Source organism: Streptomyces sp. NPDC045701, from assembly GCF_056432045.1.
The window spans coordinates 39252-55659 of the sequence record NZ_JBWKJV010000006.1 but is presented as its reverse complement, the minus strand read 5'-3'; the positions used below and the strand labels follow the sequence as shown (position 1 = coordinate 55659).

The following is a 16408-nucleotide window of genomic DNA, read 5'->3' as shown; positions in this document are numbered from 1 at the left end:
CGTCAGGAGTGGGGGCGCAGCGTCCAGATGATGGTCATCTCGCCCGTCACGGCGCCGTCCTCGCGGGTGAGGGCGATGTTCACCGGGAACTCGGGGCGCTGCCCGGCGTCGAGTTCGGCCACGACCTCGGCCTTGGTGCGGCCGAGCGTCGCGGTGGCGGTGACCGGGCCCATCGCGAGCTTCTTGTAGCCGATCTCCGCCCTGACGGCGAGCGGCACGGCGCGGTTCATCTGGTCGCCGAACGCGCCGATGACGATGGCGCCGCTGGCGGATTCCCCGAGCGTGAACATCGCGCCCGCGTGCGGCCCGCCGACGTGGTTGTGGAAGGCGCCCTGGTCGGGGAGGCGGAGCACGGCCCGCTCGGCGGTCGCCTCGACGACCTCCAGGTTCAGGGTCTTGGCCATGGGGACGGTGGCCAGCAGCATGTCGCCGATGTTCGGCAGGGTCTCGGACATGCCCCGAAGTTACCAGGCAGTAGTAACGGCGGGAAGCCGCGCGCGGACCCTCCTGCCGGGGGCGGGCGTGGCACCCGTCACGCCGCCCCTCTATGGTTACTCGCCATGTGGCCAGGACAGCAGCCGCCCGGGGGCGAGCAGAACCCGCAGGACCAGAACACGTACCAGCAGCCGGGGTACCCGCAGCCCAATCCGTACCAGCAGCCCGGCACTCCGCCGCCGCCCAGCGCTCCGCCGCAGCAGCCCGGCTACCCGCCGCAGACCGGCCAGCAGCCCGGGTACGTCCAGCCGGGCCACCCCGGACAGCCCGGCTACCCGCAGCCGAACCCGTACCAGCAGCCCGCCGTCCAGCAGTACGGCGTCCCGGGACAGCCCCCCGGCCCGCCCGTACCGCCGCCGCACGACACCGACGACAGGAAGAGGACGACCGTCGTCGCGATCGTCGCGGCGACGGCCGTGGTCGTCGCCGCCGGCGTCACCGGGTTCCTGGTGCTGAAGGACGACGGCGAGCAGACGAACGCCGGCGGGGACCCCAAGCCCTCGCAGAGCGCGTCGACGTCCTCCGAGGCCCCTCCGGCGCCGACCGGCAACCCGCGTGCCGGTTCCGAGGCGGCCAAGCCGACCATCGCGGGCTGGAAGGTCGTCCACAACCCCAAGCGCAGCGCCCAGTTCGACGTGCCCGCCGACTGGGAGGTCATCGGCGCGGGAACGAGCGTCGGGTTCGAGGACGAGAAGAAGGGCGACGGCAGCTCCGTCGTCATCATGTCCGCCCCGGCCGAGTACAAGGGCAAGTGGTGCACCGAGGACACCAACAAGGACGGCCGCCCGGAGGAGACCGGCCTGGCCGTGGTGGGCACCAAGGGCGGCCAGGGCGCCAAGAACACCGCCGAGGCGGCGTACAACGAGGCGGGCAACTGGGTGTGGGCCGCCTACGCCCAGACCGAGCCCAAGGGGACCGTCAAGGTCACCAAGGCCGTCCCGTACACGACGACGTCCGGGCTGACCGGGCACCTCTCCACGGCGACCGCCCTGAACACCAAGAAGGACGGCAAGTGCGACACGGACGGCAAGTCCATCGCCTTCTCCTTCAAGAACGCCAAGGGCGACTTCGTCAGCTGGGTCCTGTACGGCGCCACCGGCGTGCCGGGCGAGCTGGAGGACGCCACGATCCGCAAGGTCCTCGCCACCGTGCGGCTGGCGCCGGAATCCGGGTCCTGACCGGTCCGGCCGGATAACGGTTTGGCACGGGGGCGCGAGGCCGGGGATAGTCCCCGGGTGAGTTCTCCCGTGCCCGCGCCCCGAAGGCGCCCGAGTCCCCGGCGCCCCGAGTGGGCCGGACGCAACTACACGCTGCTGACCGCCGCGGCGATCGTCACCAACCTGGGCACCCACGGCGCCCTGATCGCGGCGGCCTTCGCGGTGCTGGAGTCCGGCGGCGACGGCGGCGACGTGGGCCTGGTCGCCGCGGCCCGCACCCTGCCCCTCGTGCTGTTCCTGCTCATAGGCGGGGCGGTGGCCGACCGGCTCCCCCGTCACCGGGTCATGGTCGCGGCCAACGCCCTCAACTGCGCCTCCCAGGCGGTGTTCGCCGTCCTCGTGCTGGCGGGCGACCCGCGGCTGTGGCAGATGATGCTGCTCACCGCCCTGTGCGGCACCGGCCAGGCGTTCTTCAACCCGGCCGCCGAGGGCATGCTGATGTCCAGCGTCAGCGGCGAACACGCCAACCGCGCCTTCGCGCTGTTCCGGATGGCCATGAACGGCGCGGGCATCGGCGGTGCCGCGCTCGGCGGAGCGATGATCGCGGCGTTCGGCCCCGGCTGGGTGCTCGCGGTCGACGCGGCGGCGTTCGCGGTGGCGGGCGCGCTGCGCGCCTTCCTCGACGTCGGCCACATCCGGGAGCGGGAACCCGGGGGCGGGCTGCTGGCCGATCTGCGGGAGGGCTGGCAGGAGTTCGCGGGGCGCCCCTGGCTCTGGGCGATCGTCGCGCAGTTCTCGGTCGTGGTGGCGGTGGTCGGCGCGGCCGAGTCGGTGTACGGGCCGCTGGTCGCCGAGGAGGAACTCGGCGGGGCGCGGCCGTGGGGCCTGGCGCTCGCGGCGTTCGGCGTCGGCACGGTGGGCGGGGCGCTCCTGGCGATGCGCTGGAAGCCGCGCCGGATGCTGCTCGTCGGCACCCTGTGCGTCTTCCCGCTGGCGCTGCCGTCGGCCGCGCTGGCCGTGCCGCTGCCGGTGGGCGGCCTTGTCGTGGCCATGTTCGTCTGCGGCGTCTCGCTGGAGGTGTTCGGTGTCGCGTGGATGACCGCGCTGCACCAGGAGATCCCGGAGGACAAGCTGTCGCGGGTCTCGGCGTACGACTGGTTCGGCTCGACCGCCATGCTGCCGCTGTCGACGGCGCTGGCCGGGCCGGCGGAGAGCGCGTTCGGCCGGTCGCAGGCGCTGTGGGGCTGTGCGGCCCTGGTGGTGCTGGTGACGGCGCTGGTGCTCGTGGTTCCCGACGTACGGAACCTGACGCGGCGTACGAAGGAGGTCGCCGCGCGGGCGGCCGTCCCCGTGCCGTCATCCGATGCCGAAGGCCCCGCCGGGCGGCTCGGGTGACGGGACGGCGTCCTCGTCGCGTACCGCCCGCGCGTCGCCCGTGAACCGGGCCAGCGACTCACCGTGCTCCACGCGCGCGGGGAAGGCGTCGGCGGCGGCCCGCCGCGCCAGGCGCGCGGTGTCGATCTCCCCCTGCGAGGCGACGAGCACGACGTTGCCGAACCGCCGGCCGCGCAGCACGGCGGGCTCGGCGATCAGCGCGAGGTGCGCGAACACGGCGCCGAAGGTGGCCAGCTGGGAGCGGAGGAACGCGAAGGGCGCGCCGTCCGCCAGATTGGCCGCGTAGGTCCCGCCCGGCCGCAGTACCCGCTGCGCGGCGCGCGCGTAGGCCAGGGACGTCAGGTGCGCGGGCACCCGCGACCCGCCGAAGACGTCCGCGATCACGAGGTCGGCCGACCTCGCCGGCGCCGCCTCCAGCCAGGCCCGGGCGTCCGCGCCGTGCACGGTGATCCCGCTGCCGGGCGGCAGCGGCAGGTGCTCCGCCACGAGCGCGACGAGACCCCGGTCGGCCTCGACGACGTCCTGGCGGGAGCCGGGCCGGGTGACGGCCAGCCGGCGCGGCAGGGTGAGGGCCCCGCCGCCCAGGTGCAGGACGTCCAGCGGCTCGCCCTCGGGCGCCGCGCAGTCGACGGCGTGGGCGAGCCGGCGGGCGTACTCGAACTCCAGGTGCTCCGGGTCGTCGAGGTCGACGTACGACTGGGGCGCGCCGTCGATCGTCAGCAGCCACGCCCGGTCGCGGTCCACGTCGGGCAGGAGTTTGGCGGTGCCGTGATCGACGTCGCGCAGTACGGGCAGCGGCTCGGGCCGGGGGTCGTTCACCGCCCCATTGTGCCCGCACGGCGGCGGCCCTCCGCCTGGGACGACCGCCCGCCGGCGCCGGAGGGAAGCTCCCGGGGGGGCGGGCGGGGGGGATCACCGGTCCCCGCAACTCGGTGGGCGTGGCGGTGTTGAAGGGGTGGTCGGCCCCGGGGGTGGCGAAGCCGAGGCCGGGCTCGAGCGGGACGTCGCGGCCCAGCTCCACGGTCATGGTGACGGTGTCGCCGGGGCGCGCGACGGCCGCCTCGCCGAGGTCGACGTCGCCCACGACGTCCGCGGTGCGGAGGTAGAACTGCGGCCGGTAGCCGGTCGTGACCGGCGTGGTCCGCCCGCCCTCCCGCCCGGACAGGACGTAGACCCGCGCGGTGAAGCGGCGGCGCGGCTCGACGCTGCCGGGAGCCGCCACGACGTGACCGCGGCGGACCGCGTCGCGCGGGACCCCGCGCAGCAGCAGCGCCACGTTGTCGCCCGCCTGGGCGGACTCCATCGGCTTGCCGAAGGTCTCCAGCCCGGTGACCACCGTCTCCGTGTCCGCGCCCAGCACCGCCACACGGTCGCCGACCCGCACCGTCCCGCGCTCGACGGCACCGGTCACGACCGTGCCGCGGCCGGTGATGGTGAGCACGTTCTCCACCGGCAGCAGGAACGGCGCGTCCACGTACCGCACGGGCATCGGCACATAGGTGTCCACCGCGTCCAGCAGCGCCTCGACGGCACCGGTCCAGCGCGGGTCGCCCTCCAGGGCCTTCAGCCCCGAGACCCGTACGACGGGGACGGCGTCGCCGCCGTACCCGTGCGCGGTGAGCAGCTCCCGTACCTCCAGCTCGACCAGGTCCGTCAGCTCCTCGTCCCCCGCGTCGGCCTTGTTGAGCGCGACGACGATGTGGTCGACGCCGACCTGGCGGGCGAGCAGCACGTGCTCGGCCGTCTGCGGCATGATCCCGTCGAGCGCGGAGACGACGAGGATCGCCCCGTCGAGCTGCGCGGCCCCGGTGACCATGTTCTTGACGTAGTCGGCGTGACCGGGCATGTCGACGTGCGCGTAGTGCCGGGTGTCGGTCTCGTACTCGACGTGCGCGATGTTGATGGTGATGCCGCGCTGGGCCTCCTCGGGCGCCCGGTCGATCCGGTCGAACGGTACGAACGTGCCGGTCCCGCGCTCGCTGAGGACCTTGGTGATGGCGGCGGTGAGGGTGGTCTTGCCGTGGTCGACGTGGCCCATGGTGCCGATGTTGAGGTGCGGCTTGGTCCGCACGTATGCCGTCTTGGGCATGGCTGTTGGCGTTCCTTCCCGGAACTCGAAGCGTTCGAGGGGACCCCGCGGCCTGCCGACCCTCCCCCTGCGGGGTCCGCCGGACGATCCGGGGAGGGTCAGCCTCGGGCGCCGTCGAGGATCAGGAGCGCCGGGGCGACGGCAGCCTTCGGCGCGTCCGCGACTGCGGACGACGCTGCGGGGAAGGCGTACCGGAACATGTGCCGATCATGGCCGAGACGGCCGTGCGCGTCGACCGAATTTCGGCACCGGCGGGGCGGGTGGTACCGGTGGGGTGGCCGGGGCCCGTGCGGTGTGCGTGAGGCGGACGTTACGGCGATCACCGGCCCGTGTCGGTTAGTCTCCCCGGATGCTCGACCCCGTCACCAGGCCCCAGGCCGGTCTCGCCGTCCGCTGCTCCCGCGCCCTCCTGTCGCCGTGGTCGCGGCTGTCGTTGCTGCTCGTCGTCCTCGCGTCCGCCGCGGTGACCGTGGTGCTGTACGAGCCACAGCGGCTGCTGTCGGCGGGCTGGCCGCCACAGGTGGGCGGCGCCGGCGCGGTGGTGCTGTTCGCCCTGGCGTACGGGCTGTGCACCGCCGCCTTCGTACCGCGGCCCCTGCTGAACCTGGCGGCGGGGGCGCTGTTCGGCTCGCAGGCGGGGCTCGCGGCGGCGGTGACCGGGACGGTGCTGGGCGCCGGTATCGCGTTCACGCTGGGCCGGTTGCTGGGCCAGGACGCGCTGCGGCCGCTGGTGCGGGGGCGCTGGCTGAAGGCGGCGGACGGCCAGTTGAGCCGGCACGGGTTCCGCTCGATGCTGGCGATCCGGCTGTTCCCAGGGGTGCCGTTCGCCGCCGCCAACTACTGCGCCGCGGTGTCGCGGATGGGGTACCTGCCGTTCCTGCTGGCGACCGGGCTGGGGTCCGTCCCGAACACGGCGGCGTACGTGGTGGCGGGAAGCGAGGCCGCGTCGCCGACCTCGCCCGCCTTCCTGTTCGCGATGGGGTTCATCGTGCTGAGCGGGCTGGGCGCGGCGGTGGTCGCCTGGCGGAAGCGGCACCGCCTGCCCGGCCGGTGAGCGGCGGCCGGTGCAGGGCGGCACCGCCCGCCCGGCCGGTGAGCGGCGGCCGGTGACCCCTCACAGGGCTTCGAGGACCATGGCGTTGGCCAGTCCGCCCGCCTCGCACATCGTCTGCAGCCCGTAGCGGGCCCCGCGTTCGCGCATGGCGTGGACCAGGGTGGTGGTCAGCCGGGTGCCGCTGGCGCCCAGCGGGTGGCCGAGCGCGATGGCGCCGCCGTGGACGTTCACACGGGCGAGGTCGGCGCCGGTCTCCTGCTGCCAGGCGAGGACGACGGCGGCGAAGGCCTCGTTCACCTCGAAGAGGTCGATGTCGTCGAGCCGGAGTCCGGCCCTGCGCAGCACCTTCTCGGTCGCGGGGATCACGCCGGTCAGCATCAGCAGCGGGTCGGAGCCGGTGACGGCGAAGCTGTGCAGCCGGGCCAGGGGCCGGAGGCCGAGGTGCCGGGCGGTGTCGCCGGACATGATCAGCAGCGCCGACGCCCCGTCGTTCACGGGGCTGGCGTTGCCGGCGGTGACGGACCAGGCGATCTGCGGGAACCGTTCCGCGAAGGCCGGGTCGTGGTAGGCCGGCCGCAGCCCGGCCAACACCTCCGTGGTCGTGCCGGGCCGGACGCACTCGTCGCGCCGGAGGTCCGCGAGGGGCGCGACCTCGGCGTCGAACAGCCCGTCCGCCCAGGCGGCGGTGGCGCGCCGGTGCGACGTCACGGCGTACTCGTCCATCGCCGTGCGGTCGAGGGACCACTTGGCGGCGATCAGCTCGGCGCTGATGCCCTGCGGGACCAGGCCCTCGGGGTAGCGGGCGGCGACCCCGGGGCCGAAGGGGTCGGCGCCGGGCGGCACGTTCGACCACATGGGGACGCGGCTCATCGACTCGACGCCGCACGCGACGACGATGTCGTACGCGCCCGACAGCACGCCCTGCGCGGCGAAGTGCGTCGCCTGCTGGGAGGAGCCGCACTGCCGGTCGACGGTGGTGGCGGGCACCGACTCGGGCAGCCCGGCGCCCAGCCAGGCGTACCGCGTGGTGTTCATGGCCTGCTCACCGACCTGGTCGACGCAGCCGCCGATCACGTCGTCGACGAGGGCGGGGTCGATCCCGCTGCGCCCGACGAGCGCGCGGAGGGTGTGGGAGAGCAGTTCGACGGGGTGGGTTCCGGCCAGGGCGCCGTTCCGCTTCCCCTTGCCGATGGGGGTCCGGACGGCCTCGACGATGACGGCGTCGCGCATGGTGCGGCTCCTCTTTCACGGGAGGGGCGAGCGAGTTGGAAAACTGGACTTACACCGACCGGTAACCTAGCCGAGCGAGTTTGAAAATCCAACCCTCGAACGCGCGAGGACCTGTACCGACCGGCATGGAGGACGCCGCATGAAGGACCCCCGGCCCTGTTCGATCGCGGACACCCTGGCGCTCGTCGGCGAGAAGTACGCGCTGCTGGTACTGCGGGAGGTGTTCCTGGGCGTACGCCGCTTCGACCGGATCGCCCGCAACACCGGCGCCCCCCGCGACGTCCTGACCGCCCGCCTCCGCCGCCTCGTCGACGCGGGCATCCTGGAGAAGGCCGCCTACAGCGAGCGCCCGCGGCGCTTCGAGTACCGGCCCACCGACGCCGGGCGCGACCTCCATCCCGTCCTGCTCACCCTGATGGCCTGGGGCGACCGGTACCTGAACGACGAACCGCCCACCGTCGTCGAACACTCCTGCGGCGCCCCGCTCGGCCCCGTCGTGGTCTGCGGCCACTGCGGCGAGGAGGCCCGCACCGACAGCCTGACCCCGCACGTGCGGGCCCCCGGCTGGACGACGGCGGGTCCGGCCGGCTCCTGAGGCCGGCCGGACGGCACGGGCCGGCCGGGGTCCGGGACCGGTTCATTCACCTCGGGGCTGTACGCTGCGCACCGACCGGCCGTCGATCAACGGCCGCCCCCCATTGACCGCACGAGCACCTTCGGGACGGCCGTAGCCCCATGAACTGGTTCGAATCACTCATCCTCGGGCTCGTCCAGGGGCTGACGGAGTTCCTCCCCATTTCATCCAGCGCGCACCTGCGCCTCACCGCGGCCTTCGCGGGCTGGCACGACCCCGGCGCGGCCTTCACGGCGATCACCCAGATCGGTACGGAGGCGGCCGTACTCATCTACTTCCGCGAGGACATCGCGCGGATCGTCTCCGCCTGGTTCCGCTCGCTCACGAACAAGGCGATGCGCGCCGACCACGACGCCCGGATGGGCTGGCTGGTCATCGTCGGGTCCATCCCCATCGGTGTGCTGGGCGTCACGCTCAAGGACCACATCGAGGGGCCCTTCCGCGACCTGCGCCTGATCGCCACGACCCTCATCGTCATGGGTGTCGTCCTCGGCATCGCCGACCGGCTGGCGGCCCGCGTGGAGGAGGGCGGGCGCCACCGCGCCGCGCCCGAGCGGAAGACGTTGCGGGACCTCGGCGTCAGGGACGGCCTGATCTTCGGCATGTGCCAGGCGATGGCGCTGATCCCCGGTGTCTCCCGGTCCGGCGCGACGATCAGTGGCGGCCTGCTGATGAGCTATACCCGCGAGGCGGCGGCCCGGTATTCGTTCCTGCTCGCCATCCCCGCGGTGCTGGCCTCCGGCCTGTTCGAGCTCAAGGACGCGACCGAGGGCGGCCATGTGTCATGGGGCCCGACGATCTTCGCGACGGTCATCGCCTTCGGCGTCGGGTACGCGGTCATCGCGTGGTTCATGAAATTCATCACGACCAAGAGCTTCATGCCCTTCGTGATCTACCGGATCCTGCTCGGCCTGGTGCTGTTCGCGCTGGTCGGGCTCGGGGTCCTCAGCCCGCACGCCGGCGAGTCCGGCGGCTGACCACCGCCGAATCCCCGGCCGGGCCAAGGGCGATGAGAGACCGGCCACACGTGCCGCGCCGGGGGAGCTTCGTCACAAAGCACCCCCAGAAGTAGCCGGACCCCCCGGACCTCTGCCTACGCTGGGTGCCATGACCCGATCCCCCGACGACCTGCCCACTCCGGACGCCGACGCCCTGAACGCGGCGATCCGGGAGTTGTGGGTGCGCGCGGGCGGGCAACTGTCGCCGGACGAGCAGCGGATCTACAGCGCCCTGGTGCTCCAGTACGCCCGCTCGTCGCAGCAGGGGGACGTCACCGAGGCCGCGTAGGCCCCGTCGATCCCGCGCCGCCCGGGCCCCGGTGACCCGACCGGGCGAGAACCGGCCGCGCGGCCCGTCAGGTCTGTGCCGTCCAGTGCCGCGAGGCCGCGCCCGCGCACGCCTTGATCACCAGGCCGCTGCTCATCCCCGGGTCGAGGCAGCCGCCGCCGTGGTCGCTGCGCAGGCCGCCGCCCGCCCCGGCGCGCCGGAGCCGGCCGACGTCCTGGGCGCAGTCGCCCACGAAAACCGGTCCTGAGCTGTCCGACGTTCGTCCGGGAGCATCGCGGCGCCGCCCTGCCCCCGCACGCGTCCACCGGCGACCGGCGACCGGCGACCGGCGACCGGCGACCGGCGACCGGCGCACGATGGCACATGCCAGGGAGCTCAGCGACACCCGGGAGGCCCGGCTCTCGGCCTTCGCTCCGTGCCTGCCGGACCGCGTCCGGCGGTCGCCGGCCCCCTGACGGCCGGGGGCCCGGGGCATACGCGGGGGCCGCCGGCAGGGGGGTGACCGGCGGCCCGATGCCCGGGTCCTCCGTCCCGGACACGCGCTACGAGCCTCCCGCGCGGCGGGGCCCGGCGCGAGGGCGCGCGGCGCATATGTGCATGCGTGGTGTTCACACCCCGTGTGAACCGGCTCGTCGCCAGGCCCTGGGCCGGCGGCCCGCTCGTGCTGCGATCACGGGCCGAGCGGGGCACCCTGGTCCCATGGCTCGGCAGGCACCCGTCGTCGTGCACCGCCCCTCCCCCGGTGGCGGGCGGCGCGTCACCATACGCGGGCAGATCGCGGGGCTCGCGCACAACGACGCGGACCTCGTGGAGTTCCTGCGGCGCTCCGGGCTGGACGAGGCCTACGTGTCCCTGGACGACCCGCGCCTCGTCGAGTGGCGCGGCGGCCGGGCCCACCACTGGGAAGCGGCCTGACGGACCGGGGCGGGACGGGTGCGCCGGCTCTGGGCCCCCGGGCCCCGCTGCCCGACACTGCGGCGACGACGCGGCGCGTGGACCTCGCGACCCTGCTGGACCGGCTCGCCATCGACGAACTGATCACCCGGTGCGCGGTGGCCCTGGACGACGCATACCGGGCGGCCTGCCGGGCGCTGTCCGGCGCACGGGTCCGCCGACCACCGGAGCGCGGGCGGTGTCGCCGGCCGGGCCGGTGAGGTGGCCGACTGGCTGGCGGACGCGCTGCGGCCGTTCCCGGTGCGCCAGCACCTCGTCAACCGGCGCGTGGCGATCGAGGACCTGGGCGGCTGCCCGGGCGACACCGCCGAGGCGCCGGCCGACTACCCCAACCCGATGCGGACGGAGGCGGGCGACGACGTCTCCTCCGTCGGGCGGTGGGCGTTCACCCGGGCGCGCACGGACGGCGGCTGGCGGCTGGCGGCTGGCGGCTGGTGGCTGCGCACGGTGGTGCACGAGAAGTGGCGGCGCGGACGGGGCGTACTGTCCGCGGAATGAGCGGTTCCCGCACACTGGAGGCGTCAGCGGGGCCACTGCGCGAGGAGGCGCGGAATGCGGAACGCGGTCGGCCGGTACGACGGGGGGCGTATGCGCGACGCGGTCGGCCGGCGGGGCGACGTCGTACGGCCGCCGGCGTCGTCGTGGTGGCGGGCGTCGTCGTGGTGGCGGGGCGCGTTCGCGGTGATGGCGGGCGCCCTGCCCGCGCTCGCCTTTCCCGCACCCTCCCTGTGGTGGTGGGCCTACGTGGCGCTGGTGCCCTGGATGCTGCTCGTCCGTACGGCGCCCACCTGGCGCCGGGCGGCGCTGGACGGCTGGCTGGGCGGTACCGGCTTCATGCTGGCCGTCCACCACTGGCTCATGCCGAGCCTGCACGTGTTCATCCTGCTCCTCGCCGCGCTGCTCGGGCTGTTGTGGGCGCCGTGGGGCGCGCTGGTGCGGCTGATGCTGGCCGGGGCGCCGTCACGCGCGCGTGGCTCGGCGGCGCTCGTCGTGGTGCCGTCGGGCTGGCTGATGGTCGAACTGGTCCGCTCCTGGGAGGGCTTGGGCGGACCCTGGGGGCTGCTGGGGGCCAGCCAGTGGCAGGTGCCGGCCGCCCTGCGGGTGGCCGCTCTGGGCGGCGTGTGGCTGGTGACGCTGCTCGTGGTGGCGGTCAACACGGCCGTGGCCCTGCTGGTGTCGGTGCGCGCCCTGCGGGTGACGGCGGTGGCGGGCCTCACGGCGTGCGCGGTCGCCGTGGCGGCGGCCGCGTGGTGGGCACCGGCTCCCCGGCCGGCCGGGCCTATCCGGGTCGCCGTCGTCCAGCCGGGCGTCATCGACGGGGCGGGCGGGGCGGAGCGGCGGTTCGCGCGGGGCGAGGAGCTGACGCGGGAGCTGGCCGGGCGGGGTGACCTGGACCTGGTGGTGTGGGGCGAGAGCAGCGTCGGTTCGGACCTGACGGCTCGCCCCGAGTACGCCGACCGGCTCTCGGCGCTGTCGCGGCTGGCCGGCGCGGAGCTGCTGGTCAACGTGGACGCGCGGAGCGCCGACCGGCCGGGCATCTACAAGAGCAGCGTCCTGGTGGGCCCCGGGGGCCCCACAGGTGACCGGTACGACAAGATGCGGCTGGTGCCGTTCGGCGAGTACGTGCCGTTCCGCTCCGTGCTGGGCTGGGCCACCTCGGTCGGCAAGGCGGCGACCGAGGACCGCGGGCGCGGTGACCGGCCGGTGGTGATGACGACCGGGGAGCGGGGGCTGCGGCTCGGCCCGCTGGTCTGCTTCGAGACGGCGTTCCCCGACATGAGCCGCCACCTGGTCCGGCAGGGCGCGCGGGTGCTGGTGGCGCAGTCGGCGACGTCCACGTTCCAGGACAGCTGGGCGCCCGGGCAGCACGCCTCGCTGGCGGCGCTGCGGGCCGCCGAGACGGGACGGCCCGTGGTGCACGCGACGCTGACCGGTGTGAGCGCGGTGTACGGCCCGGACGGCGGCCGCGTCGGCACCCCGCTCGGGACCGACGAGAGCCGGGCGGCGGTGTACGAGGTTCCGTCGGCTACCGGTGCGACGACCCCTTACGTCCGGTTCGGTGACTGGGCCGTGTACGGGGCGGCGGCGGTGCTTGCGGCGCTGTGTGCCGCCCTGGGCGGCCGGTCGCTCAGGCGGCGGACTGCTCCAGGCACTCCCGTACCACCCGCTCGCACAGCTCATGGGTCGCGAGTGCGTCCCGGGCGCTGAGCGTCTCCCCGGCCCGTACGGCGTCGAGGAAGGCGTGCACGGCCTGCTCGATGCCGCGCTGGCGGGCGACCGGCACCCAGTCGCCGCGCCGGCGGACGCTGGGCTGGCCCTTGTGGTCGATGACATCGGCGAGGTTGAGGACCTGGCGCTTGGTGTCCTGCCCGGACACTTCGAGGATCTCCTCGGTCGATCCGTTCATCCGGTTCATCATGCCGATGGCGGTGAAGCCGTCGCCGGACAGCTGGAGCACGACGTGGTGCAGCAGGCCGTCGCGCATCCGGCCCCGTACGCCGGTGTGCTCGACCTGGCCGGGCAGCAGGAAGCGCAGGGTGTCGACGACGTGGATGAAGTCGTCCAGGACCAGGGTGCGCGGGTCCTCGGGCAGGCCGACCCGGTTCTTCTGCATGAGGATCAGCTCGCGCGGGTGGTCCAGGCACTGCGCGTAGCCGGGTGCGAGGCGGCGGTTGAACCCGACGGCGAGGCTGACGCCGCGCCGCTCGGCGAGTTCCACCAGGCGGCGGGACTCGTCCAGTTCGTACGCCAGGGGCTTGTCCACGTACGTCGGCACGCCCGCCTCCAGCAGCCGGGTGACGATCTCGGGGTGCGCGGACGTCGGCGCGTGCACGAACGCGGCGTCGAGCCCGGCCGCGAGCAGCGAGTCCAGGTCGGCGTGGCACCGGGCGGCGGGCACGTGGTAGGTCCCGGCCACCCGGGCGAGGGTGGCCGGGGTCCGGGTCTGGAGGTGCGGTTCGGCGCCCGGGACGGTGGTGAGCACCGGCAGGTAGGCCTTCTGCGCGATGTCGCCCAGTCCGATGCAGCCGATCCTCACAGTGCTCTCCCTATCGCCGTACGTGCCTGTCGCCGTGCCCCTGTGCCCGGTCAGAATACGGGTGCTGGGGCGGCCTCCAGTCGGCGATCTCGTCGAAGGCGCGCAGCGCGAGGCCGGGGGCGAGGCCCGAGAGGGACATGAGGGTCTCCCGGAGGACGACGGCCGGGGCGCTGGTGAGCGTCAGCAGCCGGGCGACGCGGGCGGATCGGCGGACCACGCTCGTGGTGCGCGGTACGCGCGCGGCGGAGTACGCGGCGAGTCCGGGGCCCGGGTCGCCGTGGGGCGGCAGGTGGTGGGCGAGCACGACGCCGTCCTCGATGGCCTGGTTGCCGCCCTGTCCGAGCATGGGCGCCATGGGGTGGGCGGCGTCCCCGAGCAGCAGGGTCCTGCCGCGGTGGAAGGCGGGCAGCGGGGTGGTGAGGTGGCGGACGTCGTGCCGGAGGACCTGGCCGGGGGCGGCGGCGGCGATGATGGCGGGGATCGGGTCGTGCCAGGTGGCGAAGCGCCGCAGGAGTTCGGCGCGCTCGTCGTCCGGGGCGCGGGTGCCCTCGGGGACGGCGGCCGCCGCGTAGGCGTAGACGCGGCCGTCCTTGAGCGGCTGGGTGCCCCACAGGGCTCCGCGGCCCCAGGTCTCGTGCGGGTGGAGGGGCCGGCCGGGGGCGGGGACGACGACGCGCCAGGTGGTGAGGCCCGCGTACGAGGGCTCGGGGTGGCCGGGGAACAGTACGGCGCGTACGGCGGAGTTGATGCCGTCGGCGCCGATCACGAGGTCGGCCGGTATGTCGCCGTCCGGGGTGGCGACCACGGCGCGGCGGCCCCCGGCGGCGGCCCCCGGGTCGGTGACCGTGCCCGGGGTGCCGGTGCGGACGGCTCCGCCCGGCAGGCGGGAGGCGAGGGCGTCGATGAGGGTGGCCCGGTGGACGGGGACCAGCAGGTCGCCGAACCGCTCGGTGGCCGCCCGCGCGCTCGTACGGGCGAGCCAGCGGCCGCCGGGCGTGCGTATCCCGCCGTCGCCCTGCCAGGTGGCGAGGGCGCGGATCTCGTCGCCGGCGCCGATGACGTCGAGGGCGCGCAGGGCGTTGGGCGCCAGGCCGATGCCGGCGCCGACCGGCCGGAGCGACGCGGCGCGTTCGAGGACGGTGACGCGCCAGCCGCGGGCGTGCAGGGCTACGGCGGCGGTGAGTCCGCCGATGCCGCTGCCGATGACGACGGCGTGGGGCGTGGCGGTCCGGTTGTCCATGACTCCTCCGGGGTTGCCGAGACTACACCTGTAGTGATCACCTCACCGTACTACGGATGTAGTGCGGGCGGTAGGTTGTCCGTATGACCGCACGCGCCGACCTGATCGCCGACGCCGCCCTGGCCCTGCTCGCCGAGCGGGGCATGCGCGGGCTGACGCACCGCGCGGTGGACGAGGCCGCCGGGCTCCCCCAGGGGTCGACGTCCAACTGCGCCCGCACCCGCCAGGCACTGCTGGAGACGGCGGTCCGGCGGCTCGCGGACCGGGAGGCGCAGGTCCTGTCCGTCGAGGAGATGCCGGTGCCCGACGCCGGCCTGGACGGGCTGGACGGGCTGCTGGACGCCCTGTCCCTGGCCCTGCACCGCTACCTGACCGGCCACCGCGGGCTGCTCGTCGCCCGCTACGAGCTGGCGCTGGAGGCCACCCGCCGCCCGGAGCTGCGCGCGTTCTACGACGAGACCGGCCGCCGGTTCCGGGAGCCGCTGACGGCGCTGATGCGCGCGGCGGGCTCGGCCCGGCCGGAACGGCACACGCTGTCCCTGGTGGCGTGGTGCGAGGGGGTGATGTTCTCCTGCGCGGCGGGGTCGTTCCACTCCGCCGTACCGAGCCGGGAGGAACTGCGCACCGGTTTCCGCGAGTTGCTCGACGGCATGCTCGGCGGCCGTCCCCCGGCCGGACGCTGATCCGGCCGGCCGCCCTCGTCACCCCTCACTCCCGACGCCTCACCCGTGCGGACCAATAACCGCGGGTAGCGGGTCTCAACCGGCCGCTGAGCGAGCAGAGTTGCACGGTGCATCGAACCAGAATCACAGCGAGGGTGCTGGCGACCGTGCCCGTGGCGGCCGTCTCCGGGTGCGTGGCGGTGGACGCGGGTCCCGCCCCGGTGCCGGCCGCCTCGGAGGCGAGCCGCCCGGCCGAGCAGGGCGTCGCACCGCAGATCATGGAGGGCCCGGCCCGGGACGCGCTGGAGGCAGCGCTGCCGCCCACCGCCCGGCCCGCGCCGCGCCCCCCGTCCCGGGCCGTGCCCGACCGCGCCCCGGCCGCCGCGCCGCCGGCCACCCCGCACGCCGCGCCGTCCGCCGGCCGGCAGCCCCGGGTGCCGTCGGCGGAGCGGCTCCGCGAGCAGCTCCCCCGGGTCCACCCTCCGGCGGTGCCCTCCGTCGCGGTCACGGGAACCGTCCCCGACGTGTGCGCGCTCGGCCGGAGCTACGGCGACTGGGACCCCCACAGCCGGCAGGCCCGGCTCTGCCGGGAGGCGTACGGCCACTGACCCGCGAGGCCCCACGGGCCCCACCGGGCAGGCGTCCGGGCGCCGCCCCCGCCGCGCCGCGCGAGTGCCACGCTCCGGGTCCCGCCCGGGGCCGGCCCACCCACCCCGTCCGCCGGGAGCGGGGTCACTCGGCGGCGAGCCGCTCCGCCAGGCGGGCGATGGCGGCGCGGACGCCGGCTCCGTACCCGTCGTCGTCCAGCGTGTCCGAGGCGGCGCGGGCGCGGTCCAGGTGGATCCGCGCCGCGTCCGGGCGCCGCAGCTTGACGTAGTCGGTGGCGAGGTTGAGGTGCAGCGAGGGGTACAGGGCCCGCATCGCCACCTTGCCGCCGCCGACCACCGCCTCCGCGGCGGTCAGCGCCCGCAGGTCCCAGGCCAGCTCGTCGTACGGGTCGTCCTGGGCATCGGCCATGCAGTGCGCCAGGGTGCACCGCTGGAGCGGGTCGCCGTCCGCCCCGAGCTGCTCCCACAGCCGGCCGAAGCGGTTGCGCGCCTCCTCCCGGTCGCCTCCGTGGAGCAGCATCATCGTCTGCCCGATCCTGGTCAGGACGGCGTCCTCCGACGCGTCC

The 16408-nt window shown here is 75.0% G+C and carries 19 protein-coding genes and 1 pseudogene; 12 read left to right on the top strand and 8 right to left on the bottom strand.

The genetic code is table 11. The annotated features are described in order from the left end of the window. Nucleotides 1-2 precede the first annotated feature (2 nt). The gene (locus AC07DW_RS09620; RefSeq protein WP_478857075.1) at nt 3-455 is read right to left on the bottom strand and encodes a DUF4442 domain-containing protein; all 453 of its coding nucleotides are present in this window, start codon (nt 453-455) and stop codon (nt 3-5) included. A gap of 105 nt (nt 456-560) precedes the next feature. Here AC07DW_RS09620 and AC07DW_RS09615 point away from each other — a divergent pair, with 105 nt between their 5' ends. Both AC07DW_RS09615 and AC07DW_RS09610 read left to right on the top strand, forming a co-directional pair. Continuing rightward, nucleotides 561-1673 carry a DUF8017 domain-containing protein gene (locus AC07DW_RS09615; RefSeq protein ID WP_478857074.1) on the top strand — a complete coding sequence of 371 codons (1113 nt, stop codon included), beginning with the start codon at nt 561-563 and terminating at the stop codon, nt 1671-1673. Between the two features lie 57 nt (nt 1674-1730). Beyond that, nucleotides 1731-3047 carry an MFS transporter gene (locus AC07DW_RS09610; protein ID WP_478857073.1) on the top strand — a complete coding sequence of 439 codons (1317 nt, stop codon included), beginning with the start codon at nt 1731-1733 and terminating at the stop codon, nt 3045-3047. On the opposite strand, the gene AC07DW_RS09605 is transcribed toward AC07DW_RS09610, so the two are convergent. Next, nucleotides 3009-3866, bottom strand: coding sequence for a spermidine synthase (locus AC07DW_RS09605; RefSeq protein WP_478857072.1), 858 nt, complete (start codon nt 3864-3866; stop codon nt 3009-3011). The two genes, AC07DW_RS09610 and AC07DW_RS09605, sit on opposite strands and share 39 nt — an antisense overlap. Nucleotides 3867-4020: 154 nt before the next feature. Then, a pseudogene (gene tuf, locus AC07DW_RS09600) lies at nt 4021-5136 on the bottom strand (elongation factor Tu); the annotation flags it as partial. Nucleotides 5137-5485: 349 nt separating this feature from the next. On the opposite strand from tuf, the gene AC07DW_RS09595 reads away from it, so the two are divergent. Beyond that, on the top strand, nt 5486-6190 hold the full coding sequence (locus tag AC07DW_RS09595; protein ID WP_478857071.1) for a TVP38/TMEM64 family protein: 705 nt from the start codon (nt 5486-5488) through the stop codon (nt 6188-6190). A 60-nt stretch (nt 6191-6250) separates the two neighbouring features. On the opposite strand, the gene AC07DW_RS09590 is transcribed toward AC07DW_RS09595, so the two are convergent. Further along, the gene (locus AC07DW_RS09590; RefSeq protein ID WP_478857070.1) at nt 6251-7420 is read right to left on the bottom strand and encodes a thiolase family protein; all 1170 of its coding nucleotides are present in this window, start codon (nt 7418-7420) and stop codon (nt 6251-6253) included. A 139-nt stretch (nt 7421-7559) separates the two neighbouring features. On the opposite strand from AC07DW_RS09590, the gene AC07DW_RS09585 reads away from it, so the two are divergent. The 3 genes from AC07DW_RS09585 to AC07DW_RS09575 all read left to right on the top strand — a co-directional run bounded on the left by AC07DW_RS09585 (nt 7560) and on the right by AC07DW_RS09575 (nt 9341). Further along, nucleotides 7560-8015 (top strand): winged helix-turn-helix transcriptional regulator, encoded by a 456-nt coding sequence (locus AC07DW_RS09585; protein WP_478857069.1) that lies wholly within the window; start codon nt 7560-7562, stop codon nt 8013-8015. 140 nt (nt 8016-8155) lie between these two features. After that, nucleotides 8156-9031: an undecaprenyl-diphosphate phosphatase gene (locus AC07DW_RS09580; RefSeq protein ID WP_478857068.1), complete on the top strand. Its 876-nt coding sequence runs from the start codon at nt 8156-8158 to the stop codon at nt 9029-9031. A gap of 130 nt (nt 9032-9161) precedes the next feature. Next, on the top strand, nt 9162-9341 hold the full coding sequence (locus tag AC07DW_RS09575) for a hypothetical protein (protein WP_478857067.1): 180 nt from the start codon (nt 9162-9164) through the stop codon (nt 9339-9341). A 67-nt stretch (nt 9342-9408) separates the two neighbouring features. Here the strand turns inward: AC07DW_RS09575 and AC07DW_RS09570 are convergent, their stop codons facing one another. Beyond that, entirely contained in the window at nt 9409-9573 is a 165-nt protein-coding gene (locus tag AC07DW_RS09570; RefSeq protein WP_478857066.1) for a hypothetical protein, read from the bottom strand. 467 nt (nt 9574-10040) lie between these two features. On the opposite strand from AC07DW_RS09570, the gene AC07DW_RS09565 reads away from it, so the two are divergent. The 4 genes from AC07DW_RS09565 to lnt all read left to right on the top strand — a co-directional run bounded on the left by AC07DW_RS09565 (nt 10041) and on the right by lnt (nt 12503). Beyond that, complete coding sequence (locus tag AC07DW_RS09565) at nt 10041-10256, top strand: hypothetical protein (RefSeq protein WP_478857065.1); 216 nt, start codon at nt 10041-10043, stop codon at nt 10254-10256. 77 nt (nt 10257-10333) lie between these two features. Beyond that, nucleotides 10334-10495 (top strand): hypothetical protein, encoded by a 162-nt coding sequence (locus tag AC07DW_RS09560; protein WP_478857064.1) that lies wholly within the window; start codon nt 10334-10336, stop codon nt 10493-10495. A gap of 1 nt (nt 10496) precedes the next feature. Then, nucleotides 10497-10793, top strand: coding sequence for a hypothetical protein (locus AC07DW_RS09555; protein ID WP_478857063.1), 297 nt, complete (start codon nt 10497-10499; stop codon nt 10791-10793). A gap of 90 nt (nt 10794-10883) precedes the next feature. Then, nucleotides 10884-12503 carry an apolipoprotein N-acyltransferase gene (gene lnt, locus AC07DW_RS09550; RefSeq protein WP_478857265.1) on the top strand — a complete coding sequence of 540 codons (1620 nt, stop codon included), beginning with the start codon at nt 10884-10886 and terminating at the stop codon, nt 12501-12503. Here lnt and AC07DW_RS09545 read toward each other — a convergent pair. Further along, the gene (locus AC07DW_RS09545) at nt 12424-13332 is read right to left on the bottom strand and encodes a Gfo/Idh/MocA family protein (protein WP_478857062.1); all 909 of its coding nucleotides are present in this window, start codon (nt 13330-13332) and stop codon (nt 12424-12426) included. The genes lnt and AC07DW_RS09545 overlap by 80 nt on opposite strands. 10 nt (nt 13333-13342) lie before the next feature. Further along, on the bottom strand, nt 13343-14572 hold the full coding sequence (locus tag AC07DW_RS09540; RefSeq protein WP_478857061.1) for an FAD-dependent monooxygenase: 1230 nt from the start codon (nt 14570-14572) through the stop codon (nt 13343-13345). Nucleotides 14573-14655: 83 nt separating this feature from the next. Between AC07DW_RS09540 and AC07DW_RS09535 the strand changes: the two genes are divergently transcribed. Both AC07DW_RS09535 and AC07DW_RS09530 read left to right on the top strand, forming a co-directional pair. Continuing rightward, the gene (locus tag AC07DW_RS09535) at nt 14656-15255 is read left to right on the top strand and encodes a TetR/AcrR family transcriptional regulator (RefSeq protein WP_478857060.1); all 600 of its coding nucleotides are present in this window, start codon (nt 14656-14658) and stop codon (nt 15253-15255) included. Nucleotides 15256-15362: 107 nt separating this feature from the next. Then, nucleotides 15363-15842: a hypothetical protein gene (locus tag AC07DW_RS09530; RefSeq protein WP_478857059.1), complete on the top strand. Its 480-nt coding sequence runs from the start codon at nt 15363-15365 to the stop codon at nt 15840-15842. Between the two features lie 124 nt (nt 15843-15966). Here the strand turns inward: AC07DW_RS09530 and AC07DW_RS09525 are convergent, their stop codons facing one another. Then, nucleotides 15967-16365, bottom strand: a complete 399-nt coding sequence (locus AC07DW_RS09525) for a hypothetical protein (RefSeq protein WP_478857264.1) — start codon at nt 16363-16365, stop codon at nt 15967-15969. Nucleotides 16366-16408 lie beyond the last annotated feature (43 nt).

Excerpts from the sequence above, each read along its gene's own strand:
- AC07DW_RS09620 (WP_478857075.1), bottom strand. The coding sequence starts at position 455 with ATGTCCGAGACCCTGCCGAACATCGGCGACATGCTGCTGGCCACCGTC.
- AC07DW_RS09615 (WP_478857074.1), top strand. The coding sequence starts at position 561 with ATGTGGCCAGGACAGCAGCCGCCCGGGGGCGAGCAGAACCCGCAGGAC.
- AC07DW_RS09595 (WP_478857071.1), top strand. The coding sequence starts at position 5,486 with ATGCTCGACCCCGTCACCAGGCCCCAGGCCGGTCTCGCCGTCCGCTGC.
- AC07DW_RS09590 (WP_478857070.1), bottom strand. The coding sequence starts at position 7,420 with ATGCGCGACGCCGTCATCGTCGAGGCCGTCCGGACCCCCATCGGCAAG.
- AC07DW_RS09585 (WP_478857069.1), top strand. The coding sequence starts at position 7,560 with ATGAAGGACCCCCGGCCCTGTTCGATCGCGGACACCCTGGCGCTCGTC.
- AC07DW_RS09580 (WP_478857068.1), top strand. The coding sequence starts at position 8,156 with ATGAACTGGTTCGAATCACTCATCCTCGGGCTCGTCCAGGGGCTGACG.
- AC07DW_RS09575 (WP_478857067.1), top strand. The coding sequence starts at position 9,162 with ATGACCCGATCCCCCGACGACCTGCCCACTCCGGACGCCGACGCCCTG.
- AC07DW_RS09565 (WP_478857065.1), top strand. The coding sequence starts at position 10,041 with ATGGCTCGGCAGGCACCCGTCGTCGTGCACCGCCCCTCCCCCGGTGGC.
- lnt (WP_478857265.1), top strand. The coding sequence starts at position 10,884 with ATGCGCGACGCGGTCGGCCGGCGGGGCGACGTCGTACGGCCGCCGGCG.
- AC07DW_RS09540 (WP_478857061.1), bottom strand. The coding sequence starts at position 14,572 with ATGGACAACCGGACCGCCACGCCCCACGCCGTCGTCATCGGCAGCGGC.
- AC07DW_RS09535 (WP_478857060.1), top strand. The coding sequence starts at position 14,656 with ATGACCGCACGCGCCGACCTGATCGCCGACGCCGCCCTGGCCCTGCTC.
- AC07DW_RS09525 (WP_478857264.1), bottom strand. The coding sequence starts at position 16,365 with ATGATGCTGCTCCACGGAGGCGACCGGGAGGAGGCGCGCAACCGCTTC.